The sequence below is a fragment of the Stenotrophomonas sp. EMP41 genome, from assembly GCF_047495535.1.
Classification (GTDB): Bacteria; Pseudomonadota; Gammaproteobacteria; order Xanthomonadales; family Xanthomonadaceae; genus Stenotrophomonas; species Stenotrophomonas sepilia.
On sequence record NZ_CP179923.1, the window covers coordinates 2,895,324 to 2,910,532 of the forward strand.

The window sequence follows — 15,209 nt, forward strand, 5'->3', positions numbered from 1 at the left end:
CGGCCGGCACTAGCGGGGATCCGACCGGCGGAATCGCGATCAAGCCGCCAGCGAATCCAGCGCCGCTTCCAACGCATCCAGGTTCGGCAGCAGCGCACTCTGCTCACCCAGCAGCACGCGCATGTGCACGGTCTGCGGCAGGGTTTCTTCGGAGGCGTCGGCCAGCAGGCCATCGCGTGGCACCGAGATCAGCTGCGGGAAGTTCTGCGTCAGCAGCGCGTAGTACGGGCGCTGCGCGTTGCCGCTGAGGGACTTCAGCACCACCACCTTGTTGTGGCCGGCCACCGTCTCTTCGCCCAGCCCCGAAAGGCGTGCGAACGACACCAGCGGCACCTGCCAGCCGTGCCAGCCGATCTCGCCAACCAGCCAGCGCGGCGCATCGGAGACCGGCTGCACCGGCACGCGCGACATCATTTCGGCCACGGTGGCATTGGGCAGCAGTACGCGCTCGTTGCCGGCCTGGATCAGGACGCCGCGGATTTCGTCATTGCTGGCGTAGCTCATGGTGCCTCTCCGTTGTCGTCCTGCTCACCCCAGCGCGCGGCAATTGCCTGCGCCAGTTCCTGCGGTTCACCGGCCACCATGCCGGCAGCCACCACGGCGGTGGCCGCCGCCGGGTCATAGCAGCCCTCGCCCACCTGCCCGGCCACCCACGCACCGGCGGCCGCCAGGTCCAGCGCCGGGCCTACGTGGGCCAGGTCGGCACCGCTGAGCAGCACCAGCGCGGTGTGTTCGGCCGGCAGCGAAGCGAGCGAAATACCATTGGCATCGCTCTGGAAATGCAGGCCATCGCTGGCCGCGCGCACGCCGATATCATCGGCCAGCACGTGCACCTCGCCCGGCACCGCGTGCTGGCCGGCCTCGGCCAGCTGCACCGGCAACGGCGAAACACGGGACATCTGCTTGACCAGGTTGCCGTAGCGGCCACCATCCAGACGCATGTGCACCAGGACCGGCACGCTCAACGACGCGGGCAGTGCGCCGAGCAGGCGACGCAACGCATCCGGGCCACCGATGCCGGCCAGCACCAGCAGCGATGCGGCACGCGCACCGGCCGGGGCGGCGGCATCCAGATCGACCAGGCTCAAATGATCGGTATCGAACGAGGGCTGCGGCGCGACGACCGACGCCACGGCTTCTGCCGATACCGGTGCTTCGATCGATTCTTCGACCAGCGACCAGGCGGTGTGATCGAAGGAGACCGGCGGTGTCGCGGGCGCCGCCGGTTCGGCCAGTGCCTGCGGCGCCGAAGGCGGATCGAGAGGCTCGGGCACGACCGGCTGCAGCGCCGCCAGGGCCTGCTCCAGCGCGATCGGTTCGTGCAGGTCTGCCGGTGGCGAATACAGGCCGTCGGCCGGAACGTCATCGGCCCAGCTCAGCGCCTGTTCCAGATGCGGCCGCAGGGCTTCTTCCTGCGGCGCCGGCGCGGGCGCCGGGTGGCCAGGCTCCAGCTGCAGGCTGGGCTCTTCTTCGGCGCCCGGCGGCAACACCTGCTGGTGGCCGTGCAGCTTGGCGGCCAGGTGGCGCCCCCAACGTTGCGCCTCCCAGCCGTCGCGGCGGGCGGCCAGCTCCGCCTCATCGAACACCAGGGTCAGCCCCGGTGCCGAGAGCACGGCTTCCAACCGTTCCAGTGCGTCCTCGATGGCCGCTTCCAGCGCGATCACCACGAACTGCGGATCCGCGGCCTGCAGGGCCTGCGGCTCCAGGCCGTTCGGATCATCTTCCAGGACCAGCTGTACATCGGCATGCGCCAGCGCCTCGCGCAGGCGTTCACGCGCCGCACCGGGGCGGGCCAGCAGGGCGACGGCCGGGGCCGGATGGGTTTCACTCACGGACACGGGCGATCCCCAGCAGGTCGTACACGTTACGCATCAGGTCCAGTTCCTGGTACGGCTTGCCCAGATAACGCTGGACACCAATCTCGAAGGCACGCTGGCGGTGCTTGTCGCCGCTGCGCGAGGTGATCATCACGATCGGCACATCCCTGTAGCGAGGATCGGCACGCATCACAGTGGCCAGCTCGTAGCCGTCCATGCGCGGCATCTCGATGTCCAGCAACATCAGGTCCGGCACGCGCTCTTCCAACCGCTCCAGTGCTTCCACGCCATCGCGGGCGACACTGACTTCGAAGTTGTGGCGTTCGAGGATGCGGCCGGTCACCTTGCGCATGGTCAGCGAGTCATCGACCACCATCACCAGCGGCACCTGGCGTTCGTCGCGCGGCGCATTGGCCAGCACCGGTGCCGTCGGATTGGCCAGGAAGCGGCGCACCAGCGGCGCGACGTCCAGGATCACCACCACGCGGCCATCGCCGGTGATGGTGGCACCGTAGATGCCCGGTACCGATGCGATCTGCAGGCCGACCGGCTTGACCACGATTTCGCGGTTGCCCAGCACCTGGTCGATCGCCACGGCCGCGCGCAGGTCACCGGCTCGGACCAGCAGCAGCGGCACCTGGTCCTGGCCATCGGCACGCGCCGGAGCCTGCCCGACCAGGCTGCCGAGGTCATACAACGGATAGTCTTCGCCGCTGTAGCGGTAGCTGCTGTCGGCGGCCTCGAAACGTTCGCGCGACAGGCGGCCGATACCGCTGACCGAGGCCACCGGCACGGCGAAGGTGGTCTCGCCGATCTGCACGAACACCGCTTGGGTGACGGCCAGCGTCTGCGGCAGGCGCAGGGTGAAGCGCACGCCTTGGCCGCGCACCGACTGGATGTCGACCGAGCCGCCCAGCTGGCGCACTTCGTTGCGCACCACGTCCATGCCCACGCCACGACCGGCCAGCTGGCTGACCTGGTCGGCGGTGGAGAAACCGGAGGCGAAGATCAGGTTGTCCAGTTCCTGCTCGCTGGGCTGCGCATCGGCGGCCAACAGGCCACGGTCGATGGCGCGGCGGCGGATAGCTTCACGGTCCAGGCCAGCACCGTCATCGGCCACTTCCAGCACGATTTCCGAGCCTTCACGGTGCAGGCGGATGGCGACTTCGCCCTCTTCGGGCTTGCCGGCGGCGCGACGCTGTTCCGGCGCTTCCAGGCCGTGGGCCACGGAGTTGCGCAGCATGTGTTCGAGCGGCGCGACCATGCGGTCGAGGACATTGCGGTCCAGTTCGCCGTGGGTGCCCTCCAGGGTCAGGTGCACCTGCTTGCCGGTATCCATGCCGGACTGGCGGACCACGCGGCGCAGGCGCGGCACCAGGCCATCGAACGGCACCATGCGCGCGCGCATCAGGCCGTCCTGCAGCTCGGAGCTGACGCGCGACTGCTGTTGCAGCAGCGAATCGTACTGGCGTGACAGATCGTCGAGCACGCCCTGCAGGCCCCCGAGATCGGCCGCCGATTCGTTCAGCGCACGGCTGAGCTGTTGCAGCGTGGAGAAGCGGTCCAGTTCCAGCGGATCGAACTTCTGATCGGCCTGGTCCTGCTCACGCTGGTAGCGGGCGACGATCTGCGCTTCGGTTTCCAGGTCCAGGCGGCGCAGCTGGTCGCGCAGACGCGCGTTGGTGCGCTCCAGTTCGCCCATCGCGCCTCGGAAGGCACCGAGCTGCTGCTCCAGGCGCGAGCGGTAGATCGCCACCTCACCGGCATGGTTGACCAGGCGGTCGAGCAGATCCGCGCGCACGCGCACCTGTTCCTGCTGCGGGCGTGCCAGCGGATCTTCATCGACCACGCCTTCGGCCGGCAGCGGTGCCGACAACGGCGCATCAAGCAGCGGCGGTGCCGGGCTGGCAACCGGTGCCGAAGTGGCTTCTGCGACGCTCGCCACGTTGGCTGCGGCTGCAGCAGCCGCCGCAGCGATATCGGTGGTGGTACGCACTTCGAACGCGTCGACCAGGTCCTGCGCCGGTTCCACCACGCGGTGGTTGCCGGTGCGGGTGAGCAGCTGGTGCAGGCGATCGAATCCGCGCTCCAGCAACTGCACATCGCGGCGTTCGATCTCGGTGCGACCAGCGGCGACGGCTTCCAGCAACGATTCGATGCTGTGGCCAAGATCGCCGATGGCGTTGATGCCGGCCATGCGTGCGCCACCCTTCAGGGTATGCAGGTCACGCTGCAGGCCGGCCAGCACCTCGCGGTCCTGCGGCGCATCGCGCAGCTCGCTGATCAGGCCATCGCAGTGGTCGAGCAGGTCCTTGCCTTCCTCGACGAAGATGTCGACCAGCTCGCGATCGTAGACGCTGAAGTCGAGCGTATCAGCGCTGTCTTCCGGCGCCGGGATGTCAAGGACGTCGGGTGCCACGACATCAGCCACGTCGGCGCCAGGCGCGCCAACGGCCGGGGCATCCGACACGGTATCGGCATCGGCACCTTCGGCGTGGACTTGCACCTGGCCCGGCGCGTCTTCCAGTTCGAAGAACCGCACCGGCCCGGCGGTGGCCGGCGCCGCGGCCTCCGCGATCACCTCATTCACCGTCGCCGGGGACGGCTGATCGGCGCTCTCTCCTTCACCGATCGCCGCCTCCCCGCCGACGTCCGCATCCTCGGCAAAGGCTTCCGCCTCGCCCGGCGCGAGTTCGCTGGCCTGCAGGCCGAGCACGGACCATTGCCCGTCGTCGGCCAGGGGCTGCTCTTCGTCGATCACGTGCAGGCCGGCCTCGAGCGCGGCGTCCAGCGAGACCGGTTCTGCAAACCCCGGCGCAGCCATTTCATCCTGCAGGCTCGACAGCTCGCTGTCGAGTGGCAGTGCAGCAGGCGTCTCGAATGCCTCAGCGTCCGCGACGTGCACGTGATCGAACGAGGACGCATTCAGGTCAGATGCGACGGTTTCGACAGCATCAGGAATCTCTTCGGCATCGCGGTCGTCGACCGGCAGCGCACTGGCATCCAGGTACGGCGACAGATCGTCCACGACGGTCAAACCGGCATCGTCGGACAACAGCGGCGCGCTTTCGGCCTCCGCCTCGACACCGTCTACCTCAACGCCCGGAGCATCGTCGGCCACCCGGATCGATTCGACCACCGGTAGCGACGCCGCTCCCTCACCCGGTACCGACGGCCATCCGGCATCGAAGTAGCGCGAAAGATCGTCGCTGGCGGTCAGCTCACCGACCTCCAGCCCGCCCTCGCCCTCGATCGCCGCATCCTCGACCGGGGCTTCGGCGGCATCGACAACTGCCTGTGGTTCCTGCTCCGGCACGACGAACGAAGGCGGTACCGCATCGGTTTCAGGCGCGACGGCTGCCAAGGCGTCCGCATCCCGTTCCGCCGCCGGTTCGTCATCCAGCGCCAGCTCGGCTTCGTCGTCCTCCAGGCCCACCATCGGCCAGCGCGCTTCCGGCAACTCGCTGGCCAGCGCCTGCAGGCGCTGTGCCAGTACCTGTAGCGGTGCGATGCGCGGCTGTTCGGCCTGCAGCGCTTCCATGGTGGCGGTGATCGCCTGCGCGGTCGCATCCAGCGCGGCCACGCCTTCATCACCCGGCACCACTTCGGCGGCCAGTGCACGCTTGATGTAGGACTCGGCACCGCCGGTTACAGCCGTGATCTCGGGCACTTCGGTCATCGCGAAGGCGCCGTTCATGGTGTGCACTGCGCGCAGGAGGGCGTCGCTGACCGGCTGCGGTGCCTGCTGCGCCGAACGCAGCCAGTCCTGCAGGGTGGCCTGGTGGACTTCCACCTCGGCCTCGAGAATCTCGCGCAGCACGCTGTCGATGTTGGCCGGCGTGCCGGTGGCTTCGGCCTCCTCGGCGGTATCGGCCAGCGCCGAAGCGGCCATCTCCGCGTCGAGAATGCGGCTGATCTCGTCTTCGCCTTCGGCTTCGGCCACCGGTGCAACCGGTGCAGTGGCCCCAGGCAGGGGTACGTAGTAGGTTTCCTCGCCTGCACCGACACGATCGGCGATGGCCTGCATGGCCTGCAGGTCGACGCTGATGCGCTGGCCATGGCGCAGCGCCGCGTTCAGCTGGGGCAGCGCCGCATGCGCGTTGTCGACCATCGCCAGCACGGCGGGGGACGCGGCGCGGCTGCCATCCAGCACGCGGTTGAGCATGCCTTCGATCTTCCACGCGAACTCACCCAGGGTGCGTGCGCCGACCAGGCGGCCGCTACCCTTGAGGGTATGGAAGATGCGGCGGATCGGGCGCAGCCGGTCCATGTTGTCCGGCTGCATCCGCCATGCCGGCAGCAGCGTGCCGAGATTGGCCAGCTCGTCATCGAACTCTTCCAGGAACACCTCGCGGATGTCCTCGTCGATGTTCTCGGCATCGTCGTCAAAGCCGGCGTCGAAGCCCGCATTGGTGTCGGCGTCGGTCCCGGCAACGGCCGAATCCACTGCCTCCGGCGCTGCCGCAGCGGCCATCGCCTGTGGATTGAAGCCGGCAGCGGCCGCACTCAGCTCGGCGAAGAACTGGGCATCGGCTTCGCTGAAATCGATCGGCGCGATGGTGTCGATATCGATCACCGACACGGCCGGAGCGGAGGTTTCCGCCGCCGGGATGGGCGCATCGATCAACGGCGGCGTGATCGACGGTACCGTCAGCTCATCCGGGGCCTGATCCACCTCGACCAGCGCGCCAAGCGATGCATCGGCCAGCGGCGGCGCCACGGCATCGACGATCTCCAGCGACGGCTGCAAGCGGGCATCATCATCCAGCGACAGCATTTCCATTGCATGCAGCGACAGCACGTCGTCAGCGTTGTCCAGCGCGTCGGCATCGAAGCGGAACACCACGTCGTCGGCGACGGCAGCCGCATCCTGTTCGGCTGCCACCGGGTCGAACACCGGTGCAGCATCGAAAGCGGCCCCCGATGAAGCCACCGCGTCCGTCGTCTCACTGATCGACGGCGCTGCGGTCTCCTCAAGCATCTGCGGCGCCTCGGACAGCGACCACTGCGGTGCACCGGAGTGATCACCGTCGGCCAGTTCGAAGCTGACCGGATCGAAACTGGCGAAGGTCGGGCTGCGCTCGTCATCGGCAGGCGCGATGGCGTCGGCCGCCGGATGGAACGGCGCCAGCTCCCACTGTGGGACATCCGGCGCAGGTGCGCTGGACGCCGCGAAGACCAGCGATGCCTCCGCATCGTCGTGCGTCGGCAACGGCGAAGCATCGGTATCAGCCGTGCTGGCGGCCACGGCTGCCACGGTGCCCAGTGCGCCGAACATCAGGCGGTTGTCGGACACCATCGGCGCCGGCGAGGCCGGCGGCGGATCGAAGGTGAAGTCCGGCAGTGGCACCGGCACGTCGCCGGCAGTGGGCGCCGCAGGCTGCACTGGAACCTCGATGCGCTCCGGCTGCAGCGGCTCAGCCTGCAACGCAACCGGCTCACGTTCGACCGGCAGCAGTGCCGGCGCTTCCGGCGCGACGGCATTGTGCTCCGGCAGCGGCCAGTAGCGCAGAGCCTCGAGGCTGCTGCGGGTGATTTCGAGGATGTCCTCGCGGCCCGGGCGGCGGTCGCGCAGCGCTTCCAGGTAGTACTCCAGGCTGGCCATGGCATCGGCCAGGGTGTCCAGCTGGCGGCCGCTGGGCACGCGCTGGCGGCCGATCAGTTCGGCCTCGATGTACTGCTGCACGCCACGCAGGTAATCGGCGGCGGTACCCAGGTCGAGCATGCGCAGCGCGCCGGACACATCGCCCAGCAGGCGTGGCACATCCTGCAGCTCGGCATGGTTCCAGCTGGTTTCGATGAAGGCGACGAAATGCTCGCGGGCAGCGGCGAAGTTGGCGATGGCTTCGTGCGCCAGCACCTCCACCGTGCGCCGGTTCTCGACCGCGCTCGGGTCGTCCTCGCCACTGCCGCCGGCGCCCAGATGGGCAACCTGGTCGTCCAGCGAGGCATCGACGTACAAGAGAGCACCGGCAATATCCAGCAGCAGGTTCTCGTCGATCTGCTGGCGACCTTCGACCACGCCGCGCAGCGCATCGCGCTGCTGCACGACCACGCTGCGGGCCACGCCCAGGCCCATCATGCCCAGCGTATCGGCCACGGCGCCAAGCTCGTTGGCCTGGGTCTGCAGCTGTTCCGGCGCACCGCCGGTACGCAGGTGCAGGTCCAGCGCATCCTTGATGCGCAGCAGCTCTTCCTTCACCGCGCTGCCGACCGTGTCGAGCAGTTCGCGATTGCGCCCGCTCAGGCTGCCACGGGCATGGTCCAGCTCGGCCTCGGTGGCGGTGACGCTGTCCGGCGCAAAGGCCAGCAGCACACTGTCAGTGACGCCTTCTTCGCCGCGCGACGCACGGATCTCGTTGAGCAGCGGCATCAGCACGATCGGAATGTCGCGATGGCCGTTCTGCAGGCGTTCCAGGTAGTCGGGCAGCAGCACGCTGCCACGCATCAGGGTCGCGCAGGCTTCATCGCGGTCGGCCACGCGGCCGGCGCCGATGGCATTGGCCAGCTGCTCCAGTTCTTCGGCCACCATCGCCGGGGCATACAGCTCGACCATGCGCAGGGTGCCCTGCACCTGGTGCAGGTAGCCGGCGCAGATGCGCATGCGGCTGGCGTCGGTCGGGTCTTCCGCGTAGTACTCGACTTCGTTGCGCACCTGGCGCAGGGTCTCGTCCAGCTCGGGCTTGACCCAGCCCAGCGCTGCGTGGCTCATCGCATCGCGCAGACTGCTCATGGACGCGCTCCGTTCGCCGCCGCGCGGAAGCCGCGCGAGTTCTGGCGTGGGGAATGGAAATGCTTCATCGACTGGTTCCTTGCTCGCCGCCCTGCCCGCGTCACGCCGGCAGCTTGAAGTCGGCGACCGAACGGCGCAGGTCCGCCGCCAGCTGCGCGAGGTGGCCGATCGATTCGGCGGTCTGTCCGGCACCCTGCGAGGTCTGGCCGGTGATCTGCCGGATCACGCCCATGGTGCGGGTGATGTCCGAGGCCGCAGCCGACTGCTGCTGGGCGGCGATGGAGATGTTCTTGATGAGGGTGTTCAGTGCATTGGACACGCGCTCGATCTCGGTCAGCGCGGTGCCGGCATCCTCGGCCAGGCGTGCACCGGACACCACTTCGGCGGTGGTCTGCTCCATCGAGGTGACCGCTTCGTTGGTGTCGGCCTGAATGGCCTGGACCAGGTTTTCGATGCGTCGGGTCGCACCCGAGGTGCGTTCTGCCAGGCGCTGCACTTCGTCGGCCACGACCGCGAAACCGCGGCCCGCTTCACCGGCCGACGCGGCCTGCACCGCCGCGTTCAACGCCAGGATGTTGGTCTGCTCGGAAATGTCGTTGATCAGTTCCACGATCGAGCCGATTTCCTGCGACGACTCGCCCAGGCGCTTGATGCGCTTGGAGGTTTCCTGGATCTGGTCACGGATCTGGTCCATGCCCTGGATGGTCTCGCGCACCACGCCGGCGCCTTCGGCGGCGATCACCACCGAGCGCTGTGCCACGTCGGCCGACTCGGCCGAGTTGCGCGACACCTGCTCGATGCTCGCCGCGATCTCTCCGATGCGGTCCGAAGCCGAGGTGATCTGGTTGGCCTGGTGCCCCGCGGCCTCTGCCAGCTGCATGGCGGTGGCCTGCGTTTCCTGGGTGGACATCGCGACCTTGGCCGAGGTGTCATTGATGGTGGTCACCAGGTGGCGCAGCTCGTCGACCGCGTAGTTGATCGCGTCGGCGATCGCGCCGGTCATGTCCTCGGTCACCGAGGCCTTCACCGTCAGGTCGCCCTCGCCGAGCGAGGAGATTTCGTCCAGCAGCCGCATGATCGCCTGCTGGTTGCGGCTGTTGAATTCCACCTGGGTCTGGTAGCGCAGTTCCTGCTCGCGCGAGCGGCTGCGCACGTTGGTGGAGACGAAGCCGATGATCGCGATCAGCGAAAGCGCACCGGACACCACGCCGATCCAGAAGTTCGGGAACAGGCGGGTGTCGGATACCGAGCCGAACGAGGAGAACGCATCGAACAACTTGCGGCTGTCATCCAGCATGTGGGCCGAACCCTGGCCCAGCGCGGTGGCAGCGGACTGCGCGGCGAACAGCTGGCGCGAGCTGGCCAGGATCGCGTCGGCGTCCTGCTTCATCGCTTCCCACTTCTGCTGCGACTGTTCCAGCGCGGCCACGGCGGCGGCACCGCGCACGGCGGTGATGCCCAGTTCCTCGTTGCCGTTGCGCAGGCCGTCGAGCACCTGCGAGAACACGGTGATGTCGCGTGCCAGCGCATCGCCGGAGGTCGCCGCGGCGCTGCCACCGGCACGCATTTCGGTCACGCGGCGGGCCATCGAACCGGCCACCACGACCTGCTGCAGCGCGCTGTACACCTGCGACGACGGCGCGCCGGAAGCGGACATCGCACGCACCAGCTCGTTCAGCTGGGCCTGCAGGCCCGGCACCGCGCCGGTGAAGTTGTTCGCGTTGCCGGCCAGCGCCAGCACGGCCGGTTCGCTGGCCACCAGCTGCCCGGCCTGCTTGCCCAGCGGCGCCCAGGTCTCGCCCAGGGTGGCGATGGCACCGGCGACGCCCGGCTCCTTGCCGTAGCGTCCCTGCAGGGTCGACACGTTCTGCTCGATCGCGTTGCGGGTGGCCTTGAAGGCGGTGAAGGCCTGGGCGTTGCCGCCGACCGCGTCACGTCCCTGGTTGGCCAGCTGCTGCGACAGCACCTGCAGGTCGGCGGCCTTGGAGCCGGCGTCGGCAAGGCGGCTGCCCTGCCAGGTGGCGACGCCGGTATTGACGCCGAACAGGATCATCGATGCCAGCAGCAGGAACAGCCACAGGTTGCTGCCGCCCAGCCGCAGCTTGCCGGTCTTGGTGGCGTCCGAAGCAGTACTCATCGTTCAACCTCGATCTTCAATGCAGGGGGCGATGCCCGGCCTCAGGCCGCGGCTTGCCGGAATTCAGGGGTGCGCGACAGCAGCGAGAGCGAGAACACGCCCCAGTCGTGGCCGTCGGCATGGAAGGCACGGTCAACGAAATGGCCGTAGCGACCTTCGGCCAGCGTGCCCGCTTCGATCTGCTGGTCCAGCTCGAAGCTGCGCTGGCCGAACAGTTCATCGATGGTCAGTGCGACGTCGCCGCCGGCCTGGCGCATGATCAGCACGCGCTGGCCTTCCTGCTGCACGGTGCGCGTGCCTTCCAGGAAGTACTTCAGGTCGACCACCGGGAACAGGTTGCCGCGCAGGTTGCCCACGCCCAGTAGCCAGGGCTGCGCGCAGGGTACCGGGGTCACCGGCGGCATCGGCACGATTTCCACCACTTCACGGAAATCGGACACCAGCCGGCGCTGGCCGACGCGGTAACCCACGCCACGCCACAGGTCCTGAGCAAACTGCTTTCCGGGCAGCTGCACCGCATGGGCCAGGCTGCGCCGTTCATAGGCTTCAAGGATGTCGAAGGGCGAGCGCATCAGGCCACCAGTTCGTTGATCCGCGCGATCAGTTCATCCTCGCGCGGCGGCTTGACGATGTAATCGGCTGCGCCCTGGCGCAGGCCCCAGGCCTTGTCGGTTTCCATCGCCTTGGTGCTGACGATGATCACCGGGATGTGCTTGATCGCCGCATCACGGGCCATCGCACGGGTCGCCTGGAAGCCGCTCATGCCAGGCAGGACCACGTCCATCAGCACCAGCTGCGGCACCTGGTCGCGGACCAGCTGCAGGCCATCCTCGGCATTGTCCGCTTCCAGCACTTCGTGGCCGGCACGGCGCAGCCACTGGGTGAACACCGCGCGGTCGGTCGGTGAATCCTCGATCAGGACGATACGAGCCATTGTGCCTTTCCCCCCTGGTCAGGCGTTGACGTATGTGCGGATGGCACCCAGCAGTTCTTCACGCGTAAAAGGCTTCGTCAGGTACTGCTCCGAGCCGACGATGCGTCCCCGCGCCTTGTCGAACAGGCCATCCTTGGACGACAGCATGATGACCGGGGTCGCCTTGAACAGCTGGTTGCCCTTGATCAGCGCGCAGGTCTGGTACCCGTCCAGGCGCGGCATCATGATGTCGACGAAGATGATCTGCGGTTGCTGGTCTGCGATCTTGGCAAGCGCTTCGAAGCCGTCGGTGGCGGTGACCACCTCGCAGCCTTCGCGCTTGAGCAGCGTTTCCGCAGTCCTGCGGATGGTCTTCGAATCATCGATGACCATCACCCGGAGTCCTGCGAGTTCCCCGCCCGCAGTCGTGTTTTCAGTCATTGCCTATCCCCAAGCGCACGGCCCGATCTCTGGCGGGGGCCGCTGCGAAAGCGTATCTATATCGCACTTTCCGCGCCCGCTTCAAGGCCGCCCCACGGCGCGGGGCATGGCGCCCTCCTGAACGTGACGGGTTTCGCAATGGGTGCGCGACCGCCGGGCGGACGCTGCGTTGCAGTATGGCAGGGAGGCGCGCGGCCGGCGTTGCCGCTACCATCAACGCCTTGCCTGACAGGTGCGCCCATGCCGTTGAACGTCATCGTGGTGATGGACCCCATCGCCCACATCAAGATCGCCAAGGACACCACCTTCGCCATGCTGCTGGAAGCCCAGCGCCGCGGCCATGCCCTGCACTACGTGCGGCCGGGCGGACTGGCCCTGGAAGGTGGCGTGGCGGTGGCCCGGACCGCGCCACTGCAGGTGCGCGACGACCCGGCGGGCTGGTATGAGCTGGGTGAGTTCAGCCGTACCGAGTTCGGGCCCGGCCAGATCGTGCTGATGCGCAAGGACCCGCCGGTCGACGCCGAGTACATCTACGACACCCAGGTGCTGGACGTGGCCGCCGCTGCCGGTGCCTGCGTGGTCAACAACCCGCAGGGCCTGCGCGACTACAACGAGAAGCTGGCAGCCCTGCTGTTCCCGCAGTGCTGCCCGCCGACCCTGGTCAGCCGCGATGCCAAGGCGCTGAAGGCCTTCGCCCTCGAACACGGCCAAGCCGTGCTGAAGCCGCTGGACGGCATGGGCGGCCGCTCGATTTTCCGCAGCGGCCAGGGCGATCCGAACCTGAACGTGATCCTGGAGACCCTGACCGACGGCGGCCGCAAGCTGGCGCTGGCCCAGAAGTTCATTCCCGACATCACCGCCGGCGACAAGCGCATCCTGCTGGTCGACGGCGAACCGGTCGATTACTGCCTGGCGCGCATTCCCCAGGGTGACGAGTTCCGCGGCAACCTGGCGGCCGGCGGCCGTGGCGAAGGGCGCCCGCTGAGCGAGCGTGACCGCTGGATCACCGGCCAGGTTGGCCCGGAGATGAAGCGTCGTGGCATGCGCTTCGTCGGCCTGGACGTGATCGGCGATTACCTGACCGAGGTCAACGTGACCAGCCCGACCTGCGTGCGCGAGCTCGACGCGCAGTACGGCCTGAACATTGCCGGCACCCTGTTCGACGCGCTCGAGGCCGGCCTGCGCTGATGCCGTCCGCACCCGCCGTTCTGCCCCCGCCGCCACGCGAAGCGCAACGGCTGGGGGCCACCATCGCACTGTCGGTGCTGGTCCACGCCCTGCTGATCCTGGGCGTGGGCTTCGCCGTGAAAGGCGATGCTCCGCTGGTGCCGACGCTGGAAGTGATCTTCAGCCAGACGCGCACCGCACTGACGCCAAAGCAGGCTGATTTCCTTGCCGCCGCCAACCAGGAAGGCGGTGGCGAGCACGACCGCGCACAGCGTCCGCGCGACAACCAGGCCGGCATCGTGCCGCAGGCGCAATCCGGACTCAGCCCGGTTCCCCAGCAACAGCAATCGGCCGCGCCGGTTCCGCCGCCGCAGGCACGGGTGGTCAGCAGCCGCAATGGGGAGGACACCGTGGCGCAGGCGCAGTCCCGTCCAACGCCGGAACAGCCTGAGCCGGATGCGCCGCTGAGCGCGCGTGAGCAGCGCGATGTGGAGATGGCGCGACTGGCGGCCGAAGTGCATCTGCGCTCGGCGCAGTATGCCAAGCGCCCGAATCGCAAGTTCGTGTCGGCCAGCACGCGTGAATATGCCTATGCCAATTACCTGCGTGCCTGGGTCGACCGTGCCGAGCGCATAGGCAACCTGAATTACCCGGACGAGGCCCGGCAGCGACGGCTCGGCGGCCAGGTGGTGATCAGCGTGGGCGTGCGCCGCGATGGCAGCGTGGAGAGCAGCCGCATCCTGCGTTCAAGCGGAACGCCGCTGCTGGATGAAGCGGCGCTGCGGGTGGTGAAGCTGGCGCAGCCATTCCCGCCGTTGCCAAAGACCGAGGACGAGATCGACATCCTGCAGGTCACCCGTACCTGGGTGTTCCTGCCGGGTGGCACCCTGCACGACGATCGGTAGGGTTTTGTTGCCCGGGCCTGCGGCCCGGGACCCGCTGAAAGGCTAGAGCAACGGCAACAGCGACAGCGACAGCGGCGGTTGGTGTACTGAAGCGTGGCGAGGCGGTGTCGGGCGGCGGGGACGCCGCAAGTACGTCCGTGCAGGCTTAGCCGCGGCTTGCACGTGTGCGCAGGACAGCGCACACGTGCAAGCCGCGGCCAAGCCCCCATGGGTGAGGGCGCTTCGCTTGCGAAGCATTGCTTCGCAAGCGCCCGAACGCCCAGCCGCCAGCGGCTGGGCCGGACTGGGGGTTTACGGCGTCTCCCGCGAACCCACCCCGCCCGGCCAAGCGCGGCGTTTGGTTTATGCGATCAACCAACCCCGCCACGAGGGGCTCAGCCGTTGGCCTTCGCCTTCGCCTCGCGCGCGGCCTGCTGCTCGACCAGGGTCAGTGCCACGTTGTCGCGCAGGTACGCCGGCTCGACCTTCTCAGGTGCGATCGCCTCACCACGCGCGAACGCCGGCACCGCCAGTGCCAGCACGTCCGACGCCCGCGGCAATGCCGCAGCATCGAAACCGCGCAGGCCACTGCCCAACTGTGCCACCAGCGCGCCGTCGCCCGCGCCGAAACCGGTACCGACACCGTAGGCCGGCATTCCTTCCGGCAGCGTCACCACGGAGGGCGCGCAGACGCGCTCGGCATCTTGCGCGACCGGCAGGCCGTCCACGCGTTCGAAGCGCGCGACATACAGCTCGCCCATTCGTGCATCGATCGCCGACAGGATCTGCGTTTCTTCCGCCGGTGCCCGCAGCGCCAGCACCTGCAGCGTCGAAACCGGCAGCAGCGGGCGGTCCAACGCCAACGCGATGCCCTGGGCGATGGCGATCGCCAGGCGCACACCGGTGAACGCCCCCGGGCCGCGACTGAGCGCGATGCCATCGAGCTGGCGACGGCTGATGCCGGCTTCGGCCAGCAGCGCCTCGGCCCATGGCAGGCTCAGTTCGGCATGCCGGCGCGGGGCGATCTCGAAGCGTTCCAGCACCCGCCCATCGACATGCAGGGCAACGGAGCAGGCTTCGGTGGCGGTTTCAAAGGCAAGCAGTTTCATCAGATCAG

General features: G+C 68.3%; 10 protein-coding genes. 2 read left to right on the top strand and 8 right to left on the bottom strand.

Annotation, left to right across the window (positions count from 1 at the left end):
- Positions 1–39 precede the first annotated feature (39 nt).
- The 7 genes from ACMGRF_RS13335 to pilG form a co-directional block, all read right to left on the bottom strand.
- Positions 40–504 (bottom strand): chemotaxis protein CheW, encoded by a 465-nt coding sequence (locus tag ACMGRF_RS13335; RefSeq protein WP_005418442.1) that lies wholly within the window; start codon positions 502–504, stop codon positions 40–42.
- The gene (locus tag ACMGRF_RS13340; RefSeq protein ID WP_049415566.1) at positions 501–1,838 is read right to left on the bottom strand and encodes a chemotaxis protein CheB; all 1,338 of its coding nucleotides are present in this window, start codon (positions 1,836–1,838) and stop codon (positions 501–503) included. The genes ACMGRF_RS13335 and ACMGRF_RS13340 overlap by 4 nt, the downstream gene beginning before the upstream one ends.
- Positions 1,825–8,550, bottom strand: coding sequence for an Hpt domain-containing protein (locus tag ACMGRF_RS13345; protein ID WP_414485274.1), 6,726 nt, complete (start codon positions 8,548–8,550; stop codon positions 1,825–1,827). The genes ACMGRF_RS13340 and ACMGRF_RS13345 overlap by 14 nt, the downstream gene beginning before the upstream one ends.
- A 100-nt stretch (positions 8,551–8,650) precedes the next feature.
- On the bottom strand, positions 8,651–10,687 hold the full coding sequence (locus ACMGRF_RS13350; protein ID WP_049415562.1) for a methyl-accepting chemotaxis protein: 2,037 nt from the start codon (positions 10,685–10,687) through the stop codon (positions 8,651–8,653).
- 41 nt (positions 10,688–10,728) lie between these two features.
- Complete coding sequence (locus tag ACMGRF_RS13355; RefSeq protein WP_049415560.1) at positions 10,729–11,259, bottom strand: chemotaxis protein CheW; 531 nt, start codon at positions 11,257–11,259, stop codon at positions 10,729–10,731.
- Positions 11,259–11,621, bottom strand: coding sequence for a response regulator (locus ACMGRF_RS13360; RefSeq protein ID WP_005410717.1), 363 nt, complete (start codon positions 11,619–11,621; stop codon positions 11,259–11,261). Before ACMGRF_RS13360 ends, ACMGRF_RS13355 begins: the two co-directional genes overlap by 1 nt.
- Before the next feature lie 18 nt (positions 11,622–11,639).
- Complete coding sequence (pilG, locus tag ACMGRF_RS13365) at positions 11,640–12,041, bottom strand: twitching motility response regulator PilG (RefSeq protein ID WP_005418455.1); 402 nt, start codon at positions 12,039–12,041, stop codon at positions 11,640–11,642.
- A 240-nt stretch (positions 12,042–12,281) separates the two neighbouring features.
- Between pilG and gshB the strand changes: the two genes are divergently transcribed.
- Positions 12,282–13,229, top strand: a complete 948-nt coding sequence (gshB, locus tag ACMGRF_RS13370) for a glutathione synthase (RefSeq protein WP_134709577.1) — start codon at positions 12,282–12,284, stop codon at positions 13,227–13,229.
- Entirely contained in the window at positions 13,229–14,113 is an 885-nt protein-coding gene (locus tag ACMGRF_RS13375; RefSeq protein WP_414485275.1) for an energy transducer TonB, read from the top strand. The genes gshB and ACMGRF_RS13375 overlap by 1 nt, the downstream gene beginning before the upstream one ends.
- Before the next feature lie 374 nt (positions 14,114–14,487).
- Here the strand turns inward: ACMGRF_RS13375 and tsaB are convergent, their stop codons facing one another.
- Positions 14,488–15,201 (bottom strand): tRNA (adenosine(37)-N6)-threonylcarbamoyltransferase complex dimerization subunit type 1 TsaB, encoded by a 714-nt coding sequence (tsaB, locus tag ACMGRF_RS13380; RefSeq protein WP_049411606.1) that lies wholly within the window; start codon positions 15,199–15,201, stop codon positions 14,488–14,490.
- Between the last annotated feature and the right edge of the window lie 8 nt (positions 15,202–15,209).